Below are 23,886 nucleotides of genomic sequence, written 5' to 3'. Positions count from 1 at the left end.
CATTGGACCAGATCAGGAGTGCTACTGGGGAGAGCGCTGCCATCGGTGGATTCCTTCCAGATTCGCTGGTCAGTCGTTTGCTAGTGACATCTCGTTCATGATGAGGCAGTCTCCTCTTTGTCGGAAACCGCTTGCTTAGGCCGCGTTGGAGGCAGGAATGCGCAGAATGCCAAGGTTGCTCGCGACTGTGGTGGTGATCGGGGTGGGGCTCGGCGGCGGGACCGCAGCCGCCGGGGGAGCCGGCTCGGAACCACAGCCGGTGCCCGTTCAGCTGGTCTCGATCACCGACTTCCACGGCTACCTCCGGCCGCCGTCGGTCGCGGACGGCGGGACGATCGCAGGTCCGGACGGGAAGGCCCAGGTGGTCGGCGGTGCGGCGTACCTGGCGACGCATCTGAAGACCATCCGCGCCGGGCACCGGAACTCGATCATGTTCGCTGACGGTGACAGCTTCGCCGGCTGGCCGTTCGAGGTGGACGCGCACGCGGACGAGCCGACGATCGAGACGCTGAACGCCCTCGGCGTCGAGTTCTCCAGCGTCGGCAACCACGAGCTGGACGTGTCGAAGAGCTTCCTGGTCGACCACATGGCCAAGGGCAAGTGCTTCGGGACACCCGGCGTGGACAGCTGCTTCACGGACTCGACCGGTCGCCGCTTCCACGGGGCCGACTTCGACTTCCAGACCGCGAACATCGTCGATCAGAAGGGCCGGCCGATCGTCGCGCCGTACACGATCCGGTGGGTGCGCGACCACGGCCGCAGCTACCCGGTCGGCTTCATCGGGCTGACGGTTCCGGACGCGCCTGTCGGCAGTACGTCGTACCAGCCGGATCTGAAGGCACTTGACCCGGTCGAGTCCACGAACCGGGCCGCGGCCGAGCTGACCCGGCGTGGGGTGAAGGCGATCGTGCTGAACATGCACGAGGGCGGGACCGACGCGTCGGCGACGTACAACAACTGCGTCAACCCGACCGGTCCGGCGATCGAGCTGGCCCGCAGGGTGACTCCGCAGATCGACGCGATCGTCACCGGCCACTGGCACTCTGCGTTCAACTGCAGCATCCCCGACCCGGCCGGCAATCCGCGCCCGGTCGTCGAGGCGGCGAACCACGGCCGGCTGTTCAACGAGATCAACCTGCAGCTCGACCCCCGGACGGGTGAGGTCCTGCGCGACCGGACCACCTCGACCAACCACGCGGTGACGCGCGATGTCACCCCGGACCCGCAGCTCCAGAAGATCGTCGACTACTGGTCGGCCGCGGGAGATCGCAAGTACGCCGAACCGGTCGCGACCGTCACCGGCGACTTCACCCGTACCCCGAACGCGGTCGGCGAGAGCACGATGGCCGATCTGGCGGCCGACGTACACCTCTGGACCGCTCGCAAGAAGGGCCCCGCCGACCTCGGGTTGATCGCGGCCAAACCCGCCATCGGATCCACCGCATTACGAGGCGACCTGCTGGTTGCCAACAGCAACAAGCCGGGTGACGCGGACGGCCGGGTACTGCTCGGCGAATCGTGGGATGCGTACGGCTACGGCAATCCCGTGCTGACCGTGAGCCTCACCGGCGCCGACCTGGACACCGTACTCGAGCAGCAGTGGCAGACCCAGCCGAACGGCACGGTGAAGTTCGCGCCGCTGGCCCTCTCGAAGAACGTGAAGTACAGCTTCGACGCGAGCCGAGCGGTCGGAGACCGAGTGGATCCTAAAGACGTCCTGATCGACGGAGCGTCACTGGATCCGGCGAAGACCTACCGGGTCGCAGCACTCGCCTACACGGTGATCGGCGCGGACGGTTACACAGCGTTCAAGGCGAACTACACCGACCCTGTCCGCAACGACACTGATCACGAGACCTTCGCGTCCTACCTCCGGGCGCACAAGACGCTCACTCCGGCACCGCTCGACCGGGTCGCGCAAAAGGGCTGACAACCATTGCCCCGGCCGCTCCGTACTCATCGGTGACGGAATGAGTGAGGGGACAACGGATGGCGCGAGCAACAAGGGACGAGGAGTTCAGCGAGTACGTCGCCCAGCGGCGTACTCAGCTGCGCCGGATCGCCTACCTGCTCTGTGGTGACGTGCACAAGGCGGAGGACCTGGTCCAGACGGCGTTGATGAAGCTGTACGTCGGCTGGCACCGGGTGCACCGCGAGGGCAACCTCGACGCCTATGTACGGCGGATCCTGGTGAACTCGGGGATCGACGAGAGCCGCCGGCCGTGGCGCCGGGAGGAGTCCGGGCTGGACGGGCTGGATCCGGTCATGGAGGAAGGGCTCGCGGTCGAGGACCGCCGGGCGCTGATCGAGGCGCTGGCGAGTCTGCCGCTCGGTCAGCGCCGAGTGGTGATCCTGCGGTACTTCGTCGGCCTGTCCGTCGACGAGACGGCCACCGACCTCAACTGCGGCACCGGAACCGTGAAGAGCCAGAGCGCGCGTGCCCTCGCCCGACTGAACGACTTGCTGAGTGCCCAGTTTCGGGCTGTAGGAGGACAGCGATGATCGACGAGCAGCTGCTTCAGGACCGACTGACCGACGCCGCCGCCGCGCAGGACGACCTGCTGCCGCGCTCAGTCGCCGACGACCTGGCTGCCGGTCGCCGCCGTCTCCGCCGGCGCCGGTTCCTGGCCGGTGGTACGGCGCTGATCGCGGCCGGCGCCGTCGCGGTCGCCACGATCGGCGTGAGCGGCGCACTGCGGAACACCGCGCAGCTCGAGGCGCCGACTGCCACTCAGCAGGCGCCGGTCAGCACCCCCTCGGCCGTGGCGAAGCCTCAGAACGTTGCGAAGCCTCAGAACTTCGACGGGCTGATGAAGAGCCTGATGTACAAGCACTTCGATCCCTCGAAGAAGCACCTGAACTTCACCACCGGCCCGTTCACGATCAACACTGAGCCGGGCTACCGCGGGACCCTGCGCAAGGTCGGCTGGAACGCGAAGGGGGACAAGGGTCAGGGGATGTTCCTGATCGGGCTCGAGCGCTCGGCGACGCCCGCGGGCAACACCTGTGGTTCGTACTTCGAGAGTGAACCGCGGCCGGTGATCTGCCGGCCGGTGACGCTGCCCACCAGCCGGCCGGCGATGATCGGCAGGCAGGGCCGGATGATCGAGTTCAGCTACCGCCAGCCGGACGGCGAATTCCTGTACGTCGCGGTGGACCCGGTGTTCCGCAACAACACGAACATCGCGTCCAAGCAGATGGTGATCACCGACGCGCAGCTGTTCGCGTTCGCCACCGACCCGGCACTCAACCTGCCGCCGCTGACCGGGAAATAGCAGGTAGCGCAGCCGCTACCCCGGAACGGGCGCCTCGGCGGCCGACAGACATCCCGTCCGTTCCTACTGTCGAAGCATGTGGAAAACAGCAGCGGTTGCCGTGGCCATCGCAATAACGGCCGGTGGGCTGACACCGGCCGTCGCCAGTGGACCTCGTTGGGGCCCCTGCGATGACGAGGCACTGCGAGCCGCGGGAGCGGACTGTACGACGGTGCGCGTGCCACTCGATCACCTGAATCCGGATGGGCGCTCGGTGCAGCTCGCGGTCTCGCGGCTGAAGGCGGACCCGGCCAAGCGGCGCGGGGTCCTGCTCACGAATCCAGGTGGCCCCGGCGGACCAGGAACGACGTACCCGCTCGATCTGAAGCCGTTGCTGGGGGAGGTCGCGCAGCAGTACGACGTGATCGGGATCGACCCGCGGTTCATGGGCGCGAGCGATCCGGCCGACTGCGGTCTGGTCCGGCCGAGCGATCTCTTCCGATCGTCGCTGAACCGGCAGGACTTCAACAGGGCAAGCAAGTTGGCGGCGAAGTTCGTGGCCGGGTGCAACGGCAATCGGTTGCCGTACGCAAGTATCCGGAACGTTGCCCGCGACATGGATGTCATCCGGGCGGCGTTGGGGGAGCAGAAGATCTCGTACTACGGGGTGTCCTGGGGCGGGGATCTGGGTGTCGTCTACAGCCAGTTGTTCCCGCAGCGGGTCGATCGGATGGTGGTCGACAGCGTGACGGATGTCGAGGGATCGGAGTACCACCATCTCGCGACCGGTGAGCGGGCCGAGGCGGCGTTCGACGAGTGGGCCGCGTGGGTGGCGTGGCGGGACGATCAGTACCACTTCGGGCGGACTGGAATGCAGGTCCGTGCAACCGTGAAGACCATCACGAGTCTGGACAGTGCGGTGCTTCCCTGGGCGCTGCAGTCAGCGCTCGGAGATGAGACGGACCGGCACCTGATGGCGCGGAACGTCCGCGCGCTACTCGACGGGAAGTCGACGGCTGAGCTGGACGCGTGGAAGCAGCAGTACTTCAGCACGGATCCGATGCTCAGCCGGTTCGCCGCAGCATCGGTCGCGTTCACCTGCAACGACAACGGGTGGCCGCGGGGGAGTACGCCGTACTGGCGGGATGTGCAACGGACTCGCGAGACCGAGCCGTTGTTCCACATGACCTTCTTGCCGTGTGCGTTCTGGAAATACCACACGAGTGAGCCGGAGCTTGCCATCGGCAACGAGGTGCCGATGCTGATCGTGCAGGCGGAGCGGGACAACATTCCGCTGCGGTGGGCTCAAGAACTCCACGCGAAGCTGCCGAACTCGACGCTGAAAACGATCGACCGTCGTGCTCATGGTGTCTACGAGTACGTGAGCACGACGGTCAACGACTACCTGTTGCGGTGAGCTTCGGCGAGTTCCTTCAAATAGAGGGCGCTCTGCTTGGGGATCCGGGCCTGGGTGTCGTAGTCGACCCGGACGATGCCGAACCGCTTGACGTAGCCGTAGGCCCACTCGAAGTTGTCCAGCAGCGACCAGGCCAGGTAGCCGCGGATGTCGGCGCCCTGGTTGATCGCCTCGGCGACGGCGGCCAGGTGGGTGGTGAAGTACTCGGTCCGGCCGTCGTCGGCGACAAACCCCTTCTCGTCGGGAATGTCTTCGAAGGCCGAGCCGTTCTCGGTGATCACCATCGGCAGGGTCGGGTAGTCCCGGGCGATGCTGAGCAGTAGGTCGGTGAAGCCCTCGGGGACGATCTCCCAGTCCATGTGGGTCTTCGGCCGGCCCAACGGGATGGTGCGGCTGATCGGCAGGCCGTTCTCGTCGACCGTGCTGCCGTCCTCGGCGTACCCGCTGAACTTCTGGCTGAAGTAGTAGTTCACCCCGAGTACGTCGATCGGCGCCGAGATCAGCTCGAGGTCGCCGTCCTGGACGGGGATCTCGACACCTTCCAGCGCCAGGTCCGCGACGATGTCGGCCGGGTAGCGGCCGTGCACCAGCGGGTCGAGGTAGATCCGGCGGCCCATGCCGTCGGCGCGGCGGGCAGCCTCGGTGTCCGGCTCGGCGTCACTGGCGGGGTACGCCGTCGCCACGTTGAGCGTGATGCCGATGTCCAACTTGCGCGGTGAGGCCTCGCGCATGGCGGTCGTGGCAAGCCCGTGCCCGAGCAGCAGGTGGTGGACGGCGGCGATCGCGGCCGGGTACTCCTTGCGGCCCGGTGCGTGCAGACCGTACGCGTAGCCGAGCATCGCCGAGCACCACGGCTCGTTCAGCGTCGTCCAGGTGTTGACGCGATCCTTCAGCGCGTCGAACACCATCATCGAGTACTCCGCGAACCGGTACGCCGTGTCCCGGTTCGGCCAGCCGCCCGCGTCCTCGAGCTCCTGCGGCAGGTCCCAGTGGTAGAGCGTCACCCACGGGTCGATGCCCTGGGCAAGCAACTCGTCGACCAGCTTGTCGTAGAAGCCCAGACCGGCCGGGTTGACGGGACCCTTGCCACGCGGCTGGACCCGCGGCCACGCCACCGAGAACCGGTAGGTGTCGAAGCCGAGACTCTTGATCAGGGCAACGTCTTCGGGCATCCGGTGGTAGTGGTCACAGGCGATGTCGCCGATGTCGCCGTTGTCGATCGCGCCGGGCACCTGGCAGAAGGTGTCCCAGATCGACGGCGTCCGGCCGTCCTCGGCGATCGCACCCTCGATCTGGTACGACGAGGTCGCGACACCCCAGCGGAAGTCGGCCGGCAGACCCGCGATCAGATCTGCGGCCGCCCCCGACACGGACGTTGTACTCATAAAGTGTGGCCTTTCACGAAGTTGGGAGGGATTAACCGACCGGAACCCGGCCGGGGAGCCAGCAGGCCACGGACCGGCTGGGGTCGTTGCGGGCCGAGGGGATCCCGAGCAGTGGGACCTCGTCGGAGCAACGGTCGAACGCGTGCGGGCAGCGCGGGTGGAACGAGCATCCCGACGGCATCCCGCGCAGGTCGGGCGGTGAGCCGGGGATCCCGGACAGCTCCCGGCGCGGGCCACGCAACGCCGGGAAGGACTTCAGCAGTCCTTCGCTGTACGGGTGCAGCGAGTCCTTGTACAGGTCGGCGGACTTGGCTTCCTCGACGATCCGCCCGCCGTACATGATCGCGATCCGGTCGGAGAACTCGACCAGCAGCGACAGGTCGTGGGTGATGAACAGCACCGAGAAGCCGAGCCGCTCGCGCAACTCGACCAGCTGGGCCAGGATCTGCCGCTGCATGACCACGTCGAGCGCGGTCGTCGGCTCGTCCATGATCACGACCTGCGGCTGCAGTACGAGCGCCATCCCGATCATCACGCGCTGCCGCATACCGCCGGACAGTTGGTGCGGGTAGGCGTCCATCCGGTCCGCGGAGATGCCGACCAGCTTGAGCATCTCCTGCGCGCGGGCGGTCCGCGCCTGCGGACTCAGATCCGGCTCGTGGGCCTTGATCACGTCGAGCATCTGAGTGGACACCTTGTGCACCGGGTTGAGCGAGTTCATTGCCCCCTGGAACACGATCGACGTCTCGGCCCAGCGGAACGCCCGCAACTCGTGGTCGGTCAGCGCCATCACGTCGTACGGGTCACCGCCCGGCGGGTGGTAGATGACCGAACCGCCGCTGATCACCCCGGGCGGCGGCAGCAGCCGGGTGACGCCGTACGCGAGCGTGGACTTGCCACTCCCGCTCTCACCGGCGAGCCCGAGCACCTCACCACGATGCAGCGTCAGCGTGACATCGCGGACCGCCTGCACGCCCTGGTCGCCCAGACCGTAGTCGACGCTGAAGTCCTTGATCTCCAGAACAGGTTCTTTGACACTCATGCTGCGTCAACCTTCTTCCGTACGACGGGAGTCGGCGGAACCGCCTTGGTGCCGAGAACCGGGGTGAAGCCGACGCGCATCCGGACCGAGTGACCGTCCTTGGTCTTGAGCCGGGTGTGACCGCTGCTGCGCAGCCGCGGGCTGACGAACTCGTCGATCCCGAAGTTGATCAGTGACAGCGCCGTCCCGAGGATGGCGATCGCGAGACCGGCCGGGACGAACCACCACCAGGCACCCTGGGCGAGCGCCTGCTGGCTCTGCGCCCAGAACAGGATGGTGCCCCAGTTCCACTCGGAGATGGTCGAGATGCCGATGAAGGCCAGGGTGATCTCGGACATGATCGCGAAGATCACCGTCCCGACGAAGCTGGAGGCGATGATCGCGGTCAGGTTCGGCATGATCTCGGCGGTGATGATCCGCCAGGTGCTCTCGCCCGTTGCCCGTGCGGCCTCGACATAGTCACGCCGACGCAGGGACAGCGTCTGGGCGCGCAGTACTCGAGCACCCCAGGCCCATGAGGTGAAACCGATGACCAGGGCAACCATCAGGTCACCCGCGCCCGGGATCGTCGAGGCCACGATGATGATGAGGGGCAGGGCCGGGATGACCAGGAAGACGTTCGACAGTGCGGACAGACCCTCGTCGGCCGCGCCGCCGAGGAAGCCCGAGCTGACCCCGATCAGGATCGACAGCGCGGTCGCGACGAGACCAGCCAGCAGGCCGACGAACATCACGCCCCGGGTGCCGACGAGCATCTGACTGAAGATGTCCTGGCCGAGGTGCGTCGTACCGAACCAGTGCTCGGACGACGGCGGCTGGATCAGGTCGCTGCTGCGCGCCGACGGGTCGTACGGCGCGATCCAGGGGCCGATGATCGCGATCAGGCAGAAGAATCCGAGCGTGATCAGGCCGGTCGCGGCCTTGCCGTTGGCAACGAACCGCAACCGGCGGCGCTTGGCCGGCTGCGCCTCGACAGCGGGGCCTTCCGGGCTGACCGCGGTGACAGTGCTGGTCGGTGCGGACATCTCAGCCCTCCTTCCGGGTGCGGGGATCGAGCATCAGGTAGGCGACGTCGGCGATCAGGTTCGCGACCAGGACCGACAGCGTGATGACCAGGAAGACGCCCTGCATCAGCGGGTAGTCCTTGGAACCGACGGCCTGGAACAGGTTGTAGCCGATACCGGGGTAGGAGAAGACGATCTCGACCAGCAGCGTGCCACCGACGATGAAACCCAGTGACAGTGCGAAACCGGAGACGTTCGGCAGCAGCGCGTTGCGCGCGGCGTAGCTCATCATCACGCGCTTCTCCGGCAGGCCTTTGGCATGCGCGACGGTGATGTAGTCCTCGGAGGCGACCGTCACCATCATGTTCCGCATGCTGAGGATCCAGCCACTGACCGACGAGATCAGGATGGTGATCGCCGGCAGCAGGCTGTGCTGGATCGCACTGCCCATGAACTCGGGCGTCCATCCCGGGACCAGACCGGGCTCGTAACCGCCGGACGACGGGAAGATGCTGTCCGGGCCGGCCAGCAGCGTGATCGCCAGCAGACCGAGCCAGAAGTACGGGATCGACGAGAGGAAGGTTGTTACCGGCAACAGACCGTCGAGCCAGGAGCCACGGCGCCAGCCGGCCAGTACGCCGAGACCGGTGCCGATCGCGAAGCTGGCCAGCGTGGTCAGGCCGACCAGGGCGATCGTCCACGGCAGGCTCTGCTGCAGGATGTCGATGACCGGGGTCGGGAAGAAGGTGAACGACAACCCGAGGTCGCCGCGGAACACCTGGCCCCAGTAGTCGACGTACTGGCTCCACATACTGGCGTTCTTGTCGAGGCCGAACAGGACGTACAGCGACTGGATCGCCTCGGTGCTGATCTGGCCCTGGTACTTGTTGATCAGCGAGGTGACCGGGTCACCGGGGATCAGGCGCGGGATGAAGAAGTTGATCGTCAGCGCGGCCCACGCGGTGAACAGGTAGAAGGCGATGCGTTGCAGAAGGAACTTCACTTGGCTGCTCCTTCCTCGTAAAGCCAGCAGGCAGCCCAGTGGCTTTGACCGTTGTCGACGACCGGCAGCTCGAAGCGGGGCGGCAGCTCGGTCGAGCACTTCGGCATCGCGTGCACGCAGCGCGGGTGGAACCGGCAGCCGGTCGGCGGTGCGATCAGGCTCGGTGGCTCGCCACTGCCCTGGTCCTCCGGAGCGCGTAGATCGCCGACGCGGTCCAGCCGGTCGGGATCCGGTGCGCTCTCGATGAGCAGCCGGGTGTACGGGTGCGCCGGATTCTGGGTGACGGTCTCGGAGTCGCCGCCTTCCACCATGCGGCCGGCGTACATGACCATGGTCTCGTCGGCGAAGTAGCGGGCCGAGGCGATGTCGTGGGTGATGTAGAGGATGGCCAGGTTCAGCCGCTCCTTCAGATCACGCAGCAGGTTCAGGACGCCGAGGCGGATCGAGACGTCGAGCATCGACACCGGCTCATCGGCCAGCAGGACCTCGGGATCGGCGCCGAGGGCGCGGGCGATCGAGACGCGCTGACGCTGACCACCGGACAGCTCGTGCGGGAACTTGTCCAGGTACCGCTCCGGGGGAACGAGCTGGACGCGCAGCAGCAGGTCGCGCAGGTTCTGCTCGAGCTCGGCGGAGTTCTTGCCCGCCCGGCCGTGGATCTTCAGTGCGCGGGTCAGGTGGTACCGGATCGTGTGCGTCGGGTTCAGCGACGCGAACGGGTCCTGGAAGATCATCTGCACCCGGCGGCAGTAGGCCCGGAACGCGCGACCGCCATGGACCTCGACGGACTCGCCACGCAGGCGGATGTCACCGTCGGTACGGCGGTGCAGTTGCGCGAGCAGCCGGGCCACCGTGGACTTGCCGGAACCGGACTCGCCGACCAGCGCGGTTACCCGGCCACGGCGGAGCGTCAGGTTCAGGTCGTCGACCGCGTGCACGACCTTGCGATCGCGGGTGAACAGGTCCCGGAGACCACGCCGTACCGGGAAGTGCTTGGTGAGGCCTTCGGCCTCGAGAACTACTTCAGGGACCACCACTGGGGCCACCGCTGGGCCGGTCACCGTCATGATTACAGGACTCCTCGCATCGTGGCACCGCGGCGCCGGGAGCTTCGAGGGCTCCCGGCGCCGCGGTCCGGACTCACTGAGAGCCGGCGGGCTTCAGGTTCAGGACGATCTGCAGAGCGTTCTGCTGGGTCGGCTGACCCGGCGCGTACGAGTTCTGCTCGTCCGGCCACCCGGTCCAGTTCTTGGTGCTGTAGAGACCGCCGACGTTCGACGCCGAGGTCGGGATCACCGGCATCTGCTCGACCATGATCTTCTGCAGGCCGTTCAGCGCGGTCTGCCGGGTCGCGTCGTCGGTGGCATTGGCGTAGGTGTCCAGCAGCTTGGTCGCCTCCGGGCTGTTGAACCGCCCGTAGTTGCCGCTGATCCCGCCCTTGCCGACCGGCTTGAGGATCTTGCCGTCCATGATGTTCTGGTAGATGTCGTACGGCGTGGAGCCGCCGTTGGTCCAGTGCATCCCGGCCTCGAAGGTGCCCTCGTCGAAGGCCTTGAACCACGCGTCCTGGTTGGCCTTGTCGACGGTCGCCGCGATGCCGATCGTGGACAGGTTGTCCTTGATGATCTCCAGGTCGGTGACGTAGTCCGACCAGCCGGCCGGGTTGGTCAGCGTGATCTTGACCGGCTGGCCGGTCTTGTCCTTCAGGACGGTGCCCTCGAGCTTGTACCCGGCGGCGGCCAGGTCGGCCTTCGCGCCCTCGACGTCGACGGCGTGCTTCTTGTCCTTGTACTCCGGGGCGATGAACGACTCACCGGCCGGGGTCGGGATGCCGGTGACGGACTCGACCTTCGGGTAGAAGTACCCGGCCTCGCCCTGCATGAAGATGTCGTCGCGGTTGATGACCTTGTCCATCGCGCGGCGCAGCGCCGGGTCGTCGAACGGCTTCTTGGTGGTGTTGATCCAGAGGCCGTGGATGCCCAGGTTCGCCGGGAAGTACAGCTTGTGGTTCTTCGGGTCCTTGTCCTGGTAGACGGCCTTCACGTTCGGGACGAAGACGAAGCTCCACTCCGAGGCGCCGTTGGCCAGGGCGGTGGTCTGCGCGTTGTTGTCGTTGTACGACGTGTACCGCAGCTCCTTGACCTTCGGCAGCTCCTGCCAGTACGAGTCGCGCAGCTCCAGCGTCGTGGTCTGCGGGGTGAACGACTTGATCTTGTACGGGCCGGTGCCGACCGGGGTCTTCAGGGTGTCCTGGCTCGGGTCCTTGATCGCCGACCACTGGGCCTTCTGGATCACGAAGACGGTCAGGATCTTGTTCTGGTTGACGAACTGCGACCGCTCGAAGACCAGGTCGACCTTGTTCCCGGTCTGGGTGATCGTCTTGTACGGGATCGCGTCCGAGTTCAGGCCTTCGTTCTTCTGCCGGAGCTGGAAGGTGTACGCCACGTCCTCGGCGGTCATCGGCGTACCGTCGGCCCACTTCACGCCGTCGCGGATCGTGAACGACAGCTTGGTGAAGTTGGCGTCCCACTTCCACTCGGTGGCCAGCCAGGGCTTACCGGGCTCGGTCGGCTTGATCCCGTTGATCATCACCAGTGGCTCGAAGATCATCCATCGGTACCCGAGCGAGGCACCCGAGGAGGAGCCGAGGAACGGGTTGTGGTTCTCGGTCTGCGGACCGTTCGGCATACCCACGTTCAGTACGGTGGCGGCGGTGCCGGAACCGCTCCCGTTGGTCTTACCGTCCCCGCTACTGCAGGCAGCCATGGTGACTGCCGCGAGCAAGCCCGTCAGGGCCAGCGCGACGCTCCGTCGTGCTCGCATCGGTTCCTCCTGTAGATCTCTGTTTCGTGGCGGATGGTCCACCCCTGAGCCGGGTGGGCCAGTGCATAGTGGCGTGAAAGCGCTCTCATCGGAAGAGCGGACGCCTTAACAGATCGGTATCGAGGACTTCACCGGCGGCGGAGCAGGGGCAGCTGCCCCGCCGCTGGAGCCTCAGTGAGCGGACCGTCCGGCGGGGGCGGGCGGACTGGTCCTCGGGGTGGACTTGGGAGCGGTTGAGCTGCGGACGATCAGTGTCGTCGGCAGCACTTGGGGTTCCTCGGGCAACGGGGTCCCGCCGAAATAGCCCATCAGCATCCGGGCCGCGGCCTGACCCATCTGGCGCATCGGCTGATGCACCGTGGTCAACGGCGGTTCGGTGTGCTGGGCGTACGGGATGTCGTCGAAACCGACGACCGACACGTCGTTCGGCACGTTCCGCCCGGTCTCCCGGACGGCCTGGATGGCGCCGCCGGCGGACAGGTCGTTGTGCGCGAACACCGCGTCGAAGTCCAGGCGCTGGTCGAGCGCGTGCTGGACGCCGCGGCGTCCGCTCTCGTGGGTGAAGTCGCCTTCGAACACGAGTCTCGGGTCGAGCTCGATCCCGGCTTCGGCGTAGGTGTCGCGGAAGCCGTCCAGGCGTTCGTGGGTGCAGCCGAACCGTTCGACACCGGTGATCACCAGCGGCCGGTGCCGGCCGAGCTCGATCAGGTGCCGGGCGGCGGACTGGCCGCCGGCGTAGTTGGTGGTGGCGACGGACGGGAACTGGGGGCGGTGGTCGCGGTCGTCGATGAGGACGACCGGCAGACCCCGCGCGTGCAGCTGCTCGATGTAGGTGAGCGTGCCCTCGGGCTCGATCACCAGCAGGCCGTCGAACGACTGGGACGAGACCTGGGACGCGAACTGGTGCATGGATTCCGCACCGCGGTTGAACGTGAAGAGCAGCAGGCCGTAGCCCTCGCTCTCGACCACGTCGACCGCGCCTTGCAGCACCTCGCCCATCCACGGCCAGGTCAGCGACGGGACCAGCATGCCGACGACCCGGGTCCGGCCGCGGGCCAGGCCGACCGCCCGGGCACTCGGCACGTAGCCGAGCTCGGCGATCACGGCGCGGACCCGCTCGGCGGTGCGCAGATCGAGCTCACCCTTGCCGTTCAGGACGCGCGACACGGTCGTCTTGCTGACGCCGGCTCGTGCAGCGACGTCGGCGATGGTGATGGACACGCGGAATCTCCCCTCGGGCGGTGGGGTGGCGGATGTTGCTGCAGTGTTGCTTCCGTGTTCGGAACCGGTTTCGGAAGCGGTTCCGTAGAGTGAAGCCGAGTGACCCAGGTCTCGTCAATCACGGTGGGGTAACGAATCGCCACTTAATTCACGACTTGGAGAAAGCTGCCCCTTCCGGGTCGGCGGCCCGGCGTGATGGACTTCGGGGCAGCGGCCGACCGGAGGCCGGGGCAAGACAGGGGCTGGGCGATGGAGTATCGGCGGACGACGGTGCGGGACATGCGCCGGTCCAACCGATCGGTGATTCTGACCGGCATCTATCGCGACGGGCCGCTCAGCCGGCAGGAACTGAGCGTCCGTACGTCGCTCAGCGCGGCCAGCGTCAGCAACCTGGTGACCGAGCTGATCGCGGAAGGCGTTGTCGAGGAGGCCGGCTCGGTCGAATCCGAGGGCGGCCGGCCGCGCGTGCTGTTGCGGGTCGCTCGCGAATTCCGGTACGTCGTCGGGGCCGAGGTCGGCGAAACCCGGGTCCGGGTCGAGTTGTTCGATCTCGCGATGAACGTGCTCGCCACGGTCGACCATCCGATCGAGACGCCCGAGCCCGAAGTCGTCGTGAAGCACGTGCTGGAAGGGCTTGCGAGCGTTCTCGGTAGTTCCGGCGTCCAGGCTTCGACGGTTCTCGGGGTCGGTGTCGCGGTCTTCGGGATCGTCGATGCGGAGGCCGTCGTCCACGCCCAGACGCTGGGGTGGGACGCCGTACCGTTCGGTCAGATGCTTGCCGAGGGCACCGATATTCCGATCCTCGTGGACAATGGCGCGAACACGCTCGGCCAGGCCGAGATGTGGTTCGGGGCCGGCCGTGGCGCGACGGACGCAGTGGTCGCGCTGGTCGGCTCAGGTGTCGGCGCTGCGTTGGTCACCGGCGGATCCAGCTATCGCGGGACGCGCAGCAGCGCGGGCGAGTGGGGACACACCACGATCATGTACGGCGGCCGCGGGTGCCGCTGTGGAGCCCAGGGCTGCCTGGAGGCGTACGTCGGTGCCGAGGACGTGCTCGACCGGTATCACCAGGCCGGCGGGGAGTTGTCGACGTCCGACGAGGAAGCGGCGTTCGCGGAGCTGCTCGCGGCGGCGGAAACATCGGAGGTCGCGGCAACGATCGTGGCCGACACGATCGGCTATCTTTCGGCCGGCTTCGCGAATCTGGTCAACCTGGTCAACCCCGAGCGGATCGTCCTCGGCGGCTGGGCCGGCCTGTTGCTGGGGGAGCGCTACCTGCCTCGGCTGCGCGCGGAGGTCGGCCGGCATGCGCTTCGCCAGCCGTACTCCCAGGTCTCGATCGTGCTGTGCGAACTGGGCCGCGACGCCGTTGCTCTCGGCGCCGCGACCCTTCCGATCCTGCGGTTGCTGCAGGACGGCGGCGTACTGCCTCCGTCCAAAGTCCCTGCTGGCTAGGTGATGGTCCACTTCTGGTTGGCGCCGCCACCGCAGGTCCAAATCTGGGTCGGGGTGGCGTTCGCCGAATTGTTGCCGGTGACATCGAGACACTTGCCTCGGTTCACGATGTCGTTGTTGGCGTACGACCACTGCTGAGCGGTGTTGCCGTTGCAGGTCGCTATCTGCACCCGCGTGCCGTCCGCCGTACCGGCGTTCGCCACGTCGAGACACTTGCCGAGGGCACGGATCGTGCCGTCGCCAGGACGGCTCCACGACTGAGCCGCCGTACCGTTGCAGTCGTAGAGCTGCACCGTCGTACCGTCGGCGGAGTTGGCGCCTGCGACGTCCAGGCACTTGCCGGCGAGGCCGGTGATCTGGCCGTTGCCGCCTGAGCTGTCGAGGGTGGAGACGCGGACGTAGTCGACCAGCATCTGCTGCGGCATCACGGTGGTGCCGTCCGGGTAGCCCGGCCAGTAGCCGCCGACCGCGACGTTCATGATCATGAAGTGCGGACGGTCGAAGACCCACTGGTCGCCGCCGAGGTCGGCCGGCGTCCGGCGCTGGTACTGCACGCCGTCGACGTACCAGGTGATCACGTTCGGCGACCAGTCGACGCGGTAGGTGTGGAAGTCGTTGCGGAACGGTACGCCGTTCGGTGACTGGTACGCCGCGCCGATGCCCTCGGCACCGGAGTAGCCCGGGCCGTGGATCGTGCCGTGCACGGTGGTGGGCTCGCGGCCGATGTTCTCCAGGATGTCGATCTCGCCGTTGTTCGGCCAGTTGCCGCCCTGGCCCATCATCCAGAACGCCGGCCAGACGCCTTGGGTGCCGGGGATCTTGATCCGGGCCTCGAAGCGGCCGTAGGTCTGGCTGAAGGTCTGCGCGGTGAGCAGCCGGGCCGACGTGTACTCGCAGGTGCCGTAGTGGCACTGGAAGCCGCCGCTCTCCTTGCGGGCGGTGATCACCAGGTTGCCGGCGCCGTCCTTGGCGGAGTTGCGGGTGCTGTTGGTGTAGTACTGGCGTTCGGCGTTGCCCCAGCCGGAGCCACCGATGTCGTAACGCCACTTGTTCGAGTCCGGCGCCTGTCCGGCCGGACCGTCGAAGTTGTCCTCGAAAGTGGTGGCCAGTACGGCTTGCTCGGCCTGCGGCGCCTGAGGGGCCTGCGGCAGGGCTTGGGCTGGTGCTTGCAGAAGGGCGGCGCCGACGAGTGCGGCACCGGTCGCGAACAGGGCCGCGATGCGGGAACGCTGCAGTTTCATGCGTGCCTCAAATCTCCACGGGGGCGGTCGGGACGAGACAGGATTGTCGTTCGGGATTTGGTCCCGCAGCTTGCTGTGAGAACGCTTTCACGTCAAGACCGGGACTAAATAAAAGACCTGAAAAAAGTCCTGCTGTGGCGTTGACACCGGTGACCACCGATGGTTCCCTCGTGCTGACACACCGTTGCGGCGCGGGCAGACGCCACGACATCCCCCTGTCTGTCATGCCTTGCGTACAAGGGAGACCGCCCATGCCCGCGAACGGGTTGTTCCGTCCTGCCCACCGCCGACGCCGTGCCTTACCGGTCGCCGTGGCCGCGCTCTGCGTCGCCGCCACCGGACTCGGTTTCGGTACGGCGACCGCCCCGGTGGCCCAGGCCGCCGGCGAACAGGTCAACGTCTACCTGACCACCACGAACGACTCGGCCGGCCGGAATGTGACCCGCGGTCTGCAGCAGCAGACCCCGGTCAACTTCGGCCCGGCCGGCGGTACGGCGAACCAGACGATCACGGTCAACGAAAATACGACGTACCAGTCCTGGGAAGGTGGCGGCGCGTCCTTCGCCGACAGCTCCGCGTGGCTGCTGAACAGCAGCAACACGATCACGGCCGCGACCCGCGACCAGGTGATGCGGGACCTGTTCGATCCGGTCAACGGGATCGGACTCTCGTTCGTCCGGAACCCGATGGGCGCCTCCGACCTGGCCCGGTTCAACTACTCGTACGACGACACCTGCTGCGACCTGAACAACTTCAGCATCAACCACGACCTGGCGGACGTGGTCCCGCTGACCAAGCAGGCCCGGCAGCTGAACCCGTCGCTGAAGGTGATGGGGTCGCCGTGGAGTGCGCCGGCCTGGATGAAGGACAACAACAAGTTCACCAACCGCGGGTGGCTGAAGGCCGAGTACTACCCGATGTACGCGCAGTACTTCGTCAAGTACGTGCAGCAGAACGCGGCCCAGGGCAACCGCATCGACTACGTGACGGTGCAGAACGAGCCGACCTGTTGCGGTACCGACGACACCGGCTACGCGTCGATGAACTGGAACGGCGCCGGCCTGCTGAACTTCACCAAGAACCACCTGTTCCCGGCGTTCCGGGCGGCTGGGATCACCACCAAGGTGATGGTGCTGGACTACAACTGGGGCAACTACAACGACCTCGGCTCGGTCCCGCTGGCCGACGCGGCGCTGCGCAACGACCCGCTGTTCGGTGGGATCGCGTGGCACGGGTACGGCGGTGACGTGAGCCTGCAGACGCAGATCCACAACCAGTACCCGGCCGTCAACGCGTACATGACCGAGCACTCGGGTGGAACGTGGATCGCGAACCAGCAGGTCGAGGACATGAACAACCTGATCGACTACACCCGCAACTGGGACAAGTCGTGGGTGAAGTGGGGCATGGCGCTCGACCAGAACCACCTCCCGTACGTCGGCGCGGGGTGCAACGTGTGTACCGGCTTGGTGACGGTGCAGCGGGGCGGCAGCCGTGCGGGGCAGGTGGACAAGAACATCGAGTACTACACGATGGGTCACCTGACCAAGTACGTCCGGCCGGGTGCGCTGCGGATCGACTCGACCGCCAACACCTCGGTGAAGAACGTGGCGTGGAAGAACCCGGACGGGTCGAAGGCGCTGATCGCGTTCAACAGCACCGCTGGGTCGCAGTCGGTGCGGGTGAACTGGGGCTCGCAGTCCTTCATCTACACGCTGCCGACGAAGACGTCGGCGACCTTTGTGTGGAACGGCTCGCAGAGCGGCGGCGGTGGCGGTCAGATCACTGGTCTGGCTGGGAAGTGTGTCGACGTCGCCGGGGCGAACTCTGCTGACGGTACGGCGGTGCAGCTGTACGACTGCAACGGGTCGGCCGCGCAGCAGTGGACCCGTCCTGGCAATGGGACTTTGCAGGCGCTGGGCAAGTGTCTCGATGTCGCCGGTGGCGGCACTGCCGACGGCACCCGCGTCCAGCTGTGGTCGTGTGTTGCCGGGAGCCCGAATCAGCAATGGACCTACTCGAACAACGACCTGGTGAATCCACAGGCCGGGAAGTGTCTTGACGTGACCGGGAACAACTCGGCCAATGCGACTCCACTGCAGATCTGGACCTGCGGTGGCGGCGCCAACCAGAAGTGGACCATCTCCTGAGTTAGCCGTCTCTTCTGGTTAGCAGCCTTTTCTGCCAGTTGCCCGCCCGGCCGCCCCCGGGCGGGCCTTGGTATTTCGGCCGTACTGCCGCGCTATTTGACCCTCCGGCTACCGGAGGGTCCAAGCTTGTCGCATGACGGCGACAGTGACGGTTGGCGAGTTCTCTCGCATGACCAATCTCAGCGTGAAGACGCTCCATCACTACCACGAGATCGGGCTGCTCGCCCCGGCTTCCGTGGACCCGTCATCCGGGTATCGGCGCTATGAGACCGGCCAGGTGGGGCTCGCCCTGCTCATTCGGCGGTTGCGGGATCTCCGGATGCCGCTGGCCGACGTACGGGCTGTTGCTCTGTCCACCGATCGCGCCGCGCGCGAAGAGACGCTGCGCGCGCACCTCGATCGGATGGAAAAGGAGCTGGCGGGGACCCGAGACGTGGTCGCCTCGCTGCGCAGTCTGCTGACTGCTGGGCCTGAGCCGTTGCGTGTCGAGTATCGGTACGTTCCGCCGTTCCGCGCGTTCGGTGTGCGCGCTCATGTCGAGCGGGCGCAGATCGGGCCGTGGTGTGTGGACGCCTTCGGGCGGCTGGACGCACTGGCCTCGGCGCACGACATTCGCGCGACGGCGGGAGCGACGTACAGCGACGACTTCTTCACCGAAGACGCGGGTGAGGTGGTCGCCTTCCTTCCGGTCGATCCCTCCCAGGAGCCGGTGGACGGCTTCTCGCTGGTCGATCTGCCCGGGGGCTTCTTCGCGATCGCTGTTCATGCCGGCGCCATGGCCGACTTCGACCGAACGTACGGCGCGCTCGGATCCCACGTCGCCGAGCACTGCTCTGTCGCGCCCGGCCCCATCCGCGAGCTGTACGTCGTCTCGCCCGGGGACACCGCCGACGAATCCTCCTACCGCACCGAGGTCTGCTGGCCGATCCAGCAGCTTCCCCTTGATTCCCCTGTAGCGAAAGGCTGAACCATGTCCATCACTCTCGAGAGCGTCGCCTTCGACTGCACCGACGCTTCCAAGCTGGCGGCCTTCTGGGCCGGTGTCCTGTCGGTCGAGGTCGATGCTGAAGGCAACGAGTTCTTCGCCACCGTGAACCGCGCCGCGGACGCCCCCACCCTGATGTTCCTCCAGGTCCCCGAGCCGCGCACCGTCAAGAATCGCCTGCACCTCGACCTCGCCACCGCCGACTGGGCCACCGAGCTCGACCGCCTCCTCACCCTCGGCGCCCAGCGCCTCGACGAACACAACGAGTACGGCGTCCACTGGATCACCCTCGCCGACCCCGAAGGCAACGTCTTCGACCTCGCCGAACACAAGGCCTAGCCAGGGCTGAGGCCGGTGACGGTGAGGGCGAAGAGGCGGTGGGCTTCGGTGGCTGGGTCGGCGTAGTGCTCGGTGGCCAGGACTACGCCTACTGCCAGGGTGATGAGGTCAGTGACGGTGACGCTCGGGGTGATGGCGCCGTCGTGGATCGCGCGGTCGAGGAGTGGGGTCGCCGCTGTTTCGAGGGCCGCTGAGCAGCTGTTCTCGTAGATCGAGTCGGTGGCGGTGTTGTCGTAGGTGAGGGCCGCGGCCAGGCCGCGGGCCGCGACGCAGTAGGTGACCACGTCGCTCAGCCAGGTGAGCAACGCCGTGCGGCTGTCGTCCGCGGTGGTGAGGTCGTGGGCCCGGGTGGCGAGTGCGTCGATGCGTTGGTGCGAGACGGCCTCGAGCAGCGCGCGGCGGGTGGGGAAGTGCCGGCGAACAGTCGCTGAGCCGACTCCCGCCGTACGGGCGATCTGTTCGAGGGAAGCGTTGGCGCCGTGCGCGGCGACCTCTGCCTCGGCCACGGCCAGGATGCGCGCGTAGTTGCGCCGGGCGTCGGCGCGCTGCTGGTTCGGCATGCCGTCCTCTCAGTTGTTAAGTGGCGGGCCCCGCCATATAGTAGCCGAGAGGAAACGGCGGGCCCCGCCGTTTAGTTCTGAGGAGCGTTGATGACGGTGGAGTCCGCAGGTCCTGTTCTGGTAACTGGTGCTACTGGCAGGCAGGGCGGTGCCACTGCGCGCGCGTTGCTGGCGGTGGGTGTTCCGGTGCGCGCCTTGGTGCGTGATCCGGCGCGGGCGCGTGAGGTTGAGGCGCTGGGGGCTGAGCTGGTCGTTGGCGATCTCGGCGACCGCGACTCGGTGCTGGCGGCAGCGAAGGGGGTGCGGGCGGTGTTCTCGGTGCAGATGCCGCCGTTCAACGGTTCCGGATTCGACTTCGCCGCGGAAGTTGCCCAGGGCATCAATCTGGTGGACGCCGCGCGGGAGGCCGGGGTCCCGCAGTTCGTGCACACCTCGGTCAGCGGAGCCGGTCAGCATGTCGAGGCGCCCGGCTGGGCGGACGGGCGGTGGTCCGAGATGGAGGCGACGCTCAACGCGAAGGCCGCGATCCAGGACCACGTCCGTACGGCGGGTTTCGCGGACTGGACGATCCTGAAGCCGGCCTTCTTCATGGAGAACTTCTTGCCGGAGCTGAAGTTTCTCTTCCCGCGGGGGATTGATGGCGGCCTGGTCAGCGTGATCAAGCCCAGTACCAAGGTGTCTCTGATCGCCACGGACGACATCGGCCGGGCGGCCGCGGCAGCCATCGCCGACCCGTCCCGGTTCCACGCTGTCGAGCTCGAACTGGCCGGTGACTACCTCTCCATGGCCGAGATCGCCAAGACCATGGCTGAGGTTCTCGACGTACCTCTGGAAGCTCCGGATCTGACCGAATCCCAAGCCCTGGCAGCCGGTATGCCCCCGATGGGCGCCACCCATGAGTGGCTCAACGCCATCGGGCAGCCGGCCCGCCCCGAATACGCGCGATCGCTGGACCTCCCACTCACGTCCTTCCGCACCTGGGCTCGCGATCACCTTCTTTCTTAAGGGTTTTGGAGGTGGTGGGTTTCGTTGAGGGTGACGACTTGGTGGCTGTGGTGGGAGTCGTTGTGGCGGAGGGTGGTGATGCTGCCCGAGGTCAGTGGGAAGAAGGCGCGGTCGGTGGCGGCCTTGGGCATGCCTAGCCAGGCGAGGATCAGGTAGCTGGAAGCTGATCCATGGGAGACGATGATCTGGGTTTCCGCGGGGCGGGCGAGGATGTCGTCCAGGGCAGGATAGAGGCGTTCGACCAGGGCTAGCCGGGTTTCGGCGCCTGCTGGACCGTCGTGGTGGCCGAGGCGATCGCCGTACTCGGGGAGCGGGATGCGGCGCTCGGCGAGCCAGGCTTGAGGGCGGCCGTCGGCTTCGCCGTTGGTGCGCTCGCGGAGGCGTGAGTCGGTGTGGACGTCGACAGCGAATCTCTGGGCGAGGTGCTCGGCTGTCTGGGCGGTGCGGCGGAGGTCGGAGGAGTGGATCTCGACGGGCTGGTCGCCGATCCGGGTCGCCAGTACGTCGGCGATGCGTTCGGCCTGCTGGTGGCCGCGAGGTGTGAGTTCGGAGTCGTGCCAGCCACCGACGAGACCGTCGACGTGGTGTTGTGCCTCGGGATGGGTGACTAGGTAGACGTGTCTCATTGCTCGCTCCTTCGACCCTGGCTGCGCAGGCTCTGAGCGTCTCATGGGCTAGAGCTGCCTGCCGGGAAAGTGGCCGTGTGCAACAAAGGACTGTCCTCGACCTGGATTGCTGCGCACGTGCGATGTGACCTGCTTTTTCTCAGTGGGGGTGGGGTTTTCCCCCGATGGGTACCGTGGGTTTACCCCCGGGAAAGACGGGGGTTGTCCCCAAAGCGCGACGGGGTACCGCGCGCATAGGGTCCTCGACATGGCGATGACGAATCAGGTGATGATGACCGCGCTGCAGGCGACACCGGAGCCGACCGGAGGCGTGGCCGGGTGGGCCATCGACCTGATGGAGAAGCTGGGCGCGCCGGGCGCGGGCCTGGCCGTCGCCCTGGAGAATCTGTTTCCCCCGCTGCCCAGTGAGGTGATCCTGCCGCTGGCTGGGTTCGCGGCCAGCCGCGGGGATCTCGGTCTCGTCGCAGCCATTCTGTTCACCACGCTCGGTTCGGTGGTCGGCGCCCTCGCGTTGTACGGCGTGGGCGCGGTCTTGGGCCGGCACCGGACGCGCGCGCTGGCGGGGAAGATCCCACTGGTGAAGGTCGAGGACATCGACAAAGCCGAGGAGTGGTTCAACAGACACGGCCCGAAGGCGGTCCTGATCGGTCGGCTGGTGCCGATCGTCCGCAGCATGATCTCGGTGCCGGCCGGCGTCGAGCGGATGTCCGTGCCGCTGTTCCTGTTGCTCACCACGTTCGGGAGCGCCGTGTGGAACACCGCGCTGATCGTGGCTGGGTACCAGTTGGGCGAGCGCTGGCACGTGGTGGAGTCGTCGGTGGGGGTTTTCCAATGGGTCGTTCTGGGTGCAGCGATCGCCGCGGTGGCGTGGTTTGTGATTGTCAAGCTGCGGGCCCGTAGCTCAGCATCTGAGAATGTCGAGTAGCGGGCTGGACTTTGACTACGCTCGATCCATCACTGCCAATGGTCAGGAGCTGGGTCAGATGCCCTCAATCGCGTTCGAACCGCAGGTCGTCGAGGATCCGCCGGTCTGGCCGCAGTCCGTCGTCACCGTGGTCGGCAACCCCAAAGCCGGCTCCCGTACGGCGGCCGCCGCGGCCTCGGTCGCGGAACTCCTCGCCTCCGAGCTCGGAACGCCGTACCGGATCGACGAGTTGGTCGACCTGGTCACGATCGCCCCGGCGATCTTTCAGGGGGACGCGGCCAGTGAGGCGGACCGGACTGCGCTCGACAGCGCGATCGAGCTGGCCGCCTCGGCATCGGTGATCGTGATCGCGACCCCGGTCTACAAGGGGAGTTACACCGGGCTGCTGAAGAGCTTCCTGGACGTGCTCCCTGCTCGCGCGCTGGCCGGGGCGGTCGTCGTACCGGTCACTGTGTCAGCCGCACCCAGTCACAAGCTTCTCGCCGATCAACACCTGCGCCCGGTGCTGGCCGAGCTCGGCGCGAGTGTCCCGGTGCCTGGTGTGATTCTGGAGGAGCGTGATCTGGAGGATCTGCAGGTCGTCCTCGCCAGCTGGCTGCGCGCCAACGCCGGCATCATCCAGGCCACGACGATCGCCCTCCAGCCTGTGGCCGAGCCGACGCCTCTGCGTTAGCGCCAAGGGGCAAAGCGTTGCCCCGAGGCCGAACCGCACCATGGGGCAAATTCCGCCGCGGCCGGCGGCGGCACGATCTAGCGTGGCGTTCATGGATGAGCGTGTGGAGGGGAACCTGGCCGGCTGGGATCTGCGGGCCGAGGCGCACACGAGTGGCACCAGCCTGTACGACGTGGACGGGTTTCGTGCCGGCGGGAGTTCGCTCCGGCCGTTCGAGGTGGAGGCGCTTGGTGATGTGCGAGGTAGGCGGCTCCTGCACCTGATGTGCCACTTCGGCCTCGACACGTTGTCCTGGGCCCGGCTCGGGCTGAGGTGACGGGGCTGGACTTCTCCGGCTCGGCTGTTGCCGCGGCTCGACGGTTGGCGGATGAGGTGGGGCTGGACGCGCGGTTCGTGCAGGCAGACGTGTACGACGCGGCCGACCTACTGGATGAGCAGTACGACATCGTGATCGCGACGTACGGCGTACTGGTGTGGTTACCCGACCTGGACGAATGGGCGCGCGTGGTATCGCGGTTGCTGCGACCGGGCGGCGTGCTGTTCATCGCCGAGTTCCACCCCGTCCAGGCCCTGGTCGACGACGACCTCCGCATCACCACGTCGTACTTCCGCACCCAACCCCGCCAATCCCAAGTCGCCTCCAGCTACACCGGCCAAAACCTCCCCACCCACACCCAAACCACCTGGCCCTGGACCATCAGCCGCCTCGTCAACGCCCTCATCACCGCCGGCCTCCACCTCACCCGCCTCGACGAACACCCAGTAGACCCTGTCTCTT

General features: G+C 67.0%; 23 protein-coding genes. 13 read left to right on the top strand and 10 right to left on the bottom strand.

Going from position 1 to position 23,886, the window contains the following annotated elements:
- Nucleotides 1-157: 157 nt before the first annotated feature.
- The 4 genes from E1261_RS24725 (at nucleotide 158) to E1261_RS24710 (ending at nucleotide 4,671) form a co-directional block, all read left to right on the top strand.
- Nucleotides 158-1,930 carry a bifunctional metallophosphatase/5'-nucleotidase gene (locus tag E1261_RS24725; RefSeq protein ID WP_132410402.1) on the top strand — a complete coding sequence of 591 codons (1,773 nt, stop codon included), beginning with the start codon at nucleotides 158-160 and terminating at the stop codon, nucleotides 1,928-1,930.
- Between the two features lie 59 nt (nucleotides 1,931-1,989).
- Nucleotides 1,990-2,502: a SigE family RNA polymerase sigma factor gene (locus E1261_RS24720; RefSeq protein WP_132410400.1), complete on the top strand. Its 513-nt coding sequence runs from the start codon at nucleotides 1,990-1,992 to the stop codon at nucleotides 2,500-2,502.
- Nucleotides 2,499-3,275, top strand: a complete 777-nt coding sequence (locus tag E1261_RS24715; RefSeq protein ID WP_132410398.1) for a hypothetical protein — start codon at nucleotides 2,499-2,501, stop codon at nucleotides 3,273-3,275. Before E1261_RS24720 ends, E1261_RS24715 begins: the two co-directional genes overlap by 4 nt.
- A gap of 76 nt (nucleotides 3,276-3,351) precedes the next feature.
- The gene (locus E1261_RS24710) at nucleotides 3,352-4,671 is read left to right on the top strand and encodes an alpha/beta fold hydrolase (RefSeq protein WP_238176405.1); all 1,320 of its coding nucleotides are present in this window, start codon (nucleotides 3,352-3,354) and stop codon (nucleotides 4,669-4,671) included.
- Here E1261_RS24710 and E1261_RS24705 read toward each other — a convergent pair.
- The 7 genes from E1261_RS24705 to E1261_RS24675 form a co-directional block, all read right to left on the bottom strand.
- Nucleotides 4,656-6,056: a GH1 family beta-glucosidase gene (locus E1261_RS24705; protein WP_132410396.1), complete on the bottom strand. Its 1,401-nt coding sequence runs from the start codon at nucleotides 6,054-6,056 to the stop codon at nucleotides 4,656-4,658. The genes E1261_RS24710 and E1261_RS24705 overlap by 16 nt on opposite strands.
- 31 nt (nucleotides 6,057-6,087) lie before the next feature.
- On the bottom strand, nucleotides 6,088-7,098 hold the full coding sequence (locus E1261_RS24700) for an ABC transporter ATP-binding protein (RefSeq protein WP_132410394.1): 1,011 nt from the start codon (nucleotides 7,096-7,098) through the stop codon (nucleotides 6,088-6,090).
- A complete protein-coding gene (locus E1261_RS24695; protein ID WP_132410392.1) occupies nucleotides 7,095-8,123 on the bottom strand; it encodes an ABC transporter permease in 1,029 nt (342 codons plus the stop codon). The genes E1261_RS24700 and E1261_RS24695 overlap by 4 nt, the downstream gene beginning before the upstream one ends.
- A 1-nt stretch (nucleotide 8,124) precedes the next feature.
- Nucleotides 8,125-9,105, bottom strand: a complete 981-nt coding sequence (locus tag E1261_RS24690; protein WP_132410390.1) for an ABC transporter permease — start codon at nucleotides 9,103-9,105, stop codon at nucleotides 8,125-8,127.
- Nucleotides 9,102-10,172 (bottom strand): ABC transporter ATP-binding protein, encoded by a 1,071-nt coding sequence (locus tag E1261_RS24685; protein ID WP_132410388.1) that lies wholly within the window; start codon nucleotides 10,170-10,172, stop codon nucleotides 9,102-9,104. Before E1261_RS24685 ends, E1261_RS24690 begins: the two co-directional genes overlap by 4 nt.
- 73 nt (nucleotides 10,173-10,245) lie before the next feature.
- On the bottom strand, nucleotides 10,246-11,928 hold the full coding sequence (locus tag E1261_RS24680; RefSeq protein ID WP_132410386.1) for an ABC transporter substrate-binding protein: 1,683 nt from the start codon (nucleotides 11,926-11,928) through the stop codon (nucleotides 10,246-10,248).
- A 171-nt stretch (nucleotides 11,929-12,099) separates the two neighbouring features.
- Nucleotides 12,100-13,149: a LacI family DNA-binding transcriptional regulator gene (locus E1261_RS24675; RefSeq protein ID WP_132410384.1), complete on the bottom strand. Its 1,050-nt coding sequence runs from the start codon at nucleotides 13,147-13,149 to the stop codon at nucleotides 12,100-12,102.
- A gap of 249 nt (nucleotides 13,150-13,398) precedes the next feature.
- Here E1261_RS24675 and E1261_RS24670 point away from each other — a divergent pair, with 249 nt between their 5' ends.
- A complete protein-coding gene (locus tag E1261_RS24670; RefSeq protein WP_132410382.1) occupies nucleotides 13,399-14,604 on the top strand; it encodes an ROK family transcriptional regulator in 1,206 nt (401 codons plus the stop codon).
- Here E1261_RS24670 and E1261_RS24665 read toward each other — a convergent pair.
- A complete protein-coding gene (locus E1261_RS24665; RefSeq protein ID WP_132410380.1) occupies nucleotides 14,601-15,845 on the bottom strand; it encodes a glycoside hydrolase family 16 protein in 1,245 nt (414 codons plus the stop codon). The genes E1261_RS24670 and E1261_RS24665 overlap by 4 nt on opposite strands.
- A gap of 251 nt (nucleotides 15,846-16,096) precedes the next feature.
- Between E1261_RS24665 and E1261_RS24660 the strand changes: the two genes are divergently transcribed.
- The 3 genes from E1261_RS24660 (at nucleotide 16,097) to E1261_RS24650 (ending at nucleotide 19,319) form a co-directional block, all read left to right on the top strand.
- On the top strand, nucleotides 16,097-17,995 hold the full coding sequence (locus E1261_RS24660) for a ricin-type beta-trefoil lectin domain protein (RefSeq protein ID WP_132410378.1): 1,899 nt from the start codon (nucleotides 16,097-16,099) through the stop codon (nucleotides 17,993-17,995).
- A 133-nt stretch (nucleotides 17,996-18,128) separates the two neighbouring features.
- Nucleotides 18,129-18,962 (top strand): MerR family transcriptional regulator, encoded by an 834-nt coding sequence (locus tag E1261_RS24655; RefSeq protein WP_132410376.1) that lies wholly within the window; start codon nucleotides 18,129-18,131, stop codon nucleotides 18,960-18,962.
- A 3-nt stretch (nucleotides 18,963-18,965) separates the two neighbouring features.
- Entirely contained in the window at nucleotides 18,966-19,319 is a 354-nt protein-coding gene (locus E1261_RS24650) for a VOC family protein (protein ID WP_132410374.1), read from the top strand.
- Here E1261_RS24650 and E1261_RS24645 read toward each other — a convergent pair.
- Complete coding sequence (locus E1261_RS24645; protein ID WP_132410372.1) at nucleotides 19,316-19,879, bottom strand: TetR/AcrR family transcriptional regulator; 564 nt, start codon at nucleotides 19,877-19,879, stop codon at nucleotides 19,316-19,318. The two genes, E1261_RS24650 and E1261_RS24645, sit on opposite strands and share 4 nt — an antisense overlap.
- Before the next feature lie 90 nt (nucleotides 19,880-19,969).
- On the opposite strand from E1261_RS24645, the gene E1261_RS24640 reads away from it, so the two are divergent.
- The gene (locus tag E1261_RS24640; protein ID WP_132410370.1) at nucleotides 19,970-20,884 is read left to right on the top strand and encodes an NmrA/HSCARG family protein; all 915 of its coding nucleotides are present in this window, start codon (nucleotides 19,970-19,972) and stop codon (nucleotides 20,882-20,884) included.
- On the opposite strand, the gene E1261_RS24635 is transcribed toward E1261_RS24640, so the two are convergent.
- The gene (locus E1261_RS24635) at nucleotides 20,881-21,510 is read right to left on the bottom strand and encodes a histidine phosphatase family protein (RefSeq protein WP_132410368.1); all 630 of its coding nucleotides are present in this window, start codon (nucleotides 21,508-21,510) and stop codon (nucleotides 20,881-20,883) included. The genes E1261_RS24640 and E1261_RS24635 overlap by 4 nt on opposite strands.
- A 247-nt stretch (nucleotides 21,511-21,757) precedes the next feature.
- Between E1261_RS24635 and E1261_RS24630 the strand changes: the two genes are divergently transcribed.
- The 4 genes from E1261_RS24630 to E1261_RS24615 all read left to right on the top strand — a co-directional run.
- Nucleotides 21,758-22,435, top strand: a complete 678-nt coding sequence (locus tag E1261_RS24630) for a DedA family protein (protein ID WP_132410366.1) — start codon at nucleotides 21,758-21,760, stop codon at nucleotides 22,433-22,435.
- Nucleotides 22,436-22,493: 58 nt separating this feature from the next.
- Complete coding sequence (locus E1261_RS24625) at nucleotides 22,494-23,108, top strand: NADPH-dependent FMN reductase (protein ID WP_132410364.1); 615 nt, start codon at nucleotides 22,494-22,496, stop codon at nucleotides 23,106-23,108.
- 91 nt (nucleotides 23,109-23,199) lie between these two features.
- On the top strand, nucleotides 23,200-23,424 hold the full coding sequence (locus E1261_RS24620; RefSeq protein ID WP_132410362.1) for a hypothetical protein: 225 nt from the start codon (nucleotides 23,200-23,202) through the stop codon (nucleotides 23,422-23,424).
- Nucleotides 23,421-23,886: class I SAM-dependent methyltransferase (locus E1261_RS24615; RefSeq protein WP_165952642.1), on the top strand; the 466-nt coding region annotated here is incomplete at its 3' end. The genes E1261_RS24620 and E1261_RS24615, both read left to right, overlap by 4 nt.

Origin of the sequence: Kribbella albertanoniae, from assembly GCF_004348455.1 — a bacterium.
Classification (GTDB): domain Bacteria; phylum Actinomycetota; class Actinomycetes; order Propionibacteriales; family Kribbellaceae; genus Kribbella; species Kribbella albertanoniae.
Note: the sequence above shows the minus strand (reverse complement) of the source record. Positions and strands in the feature narration are given on the sequence as shown.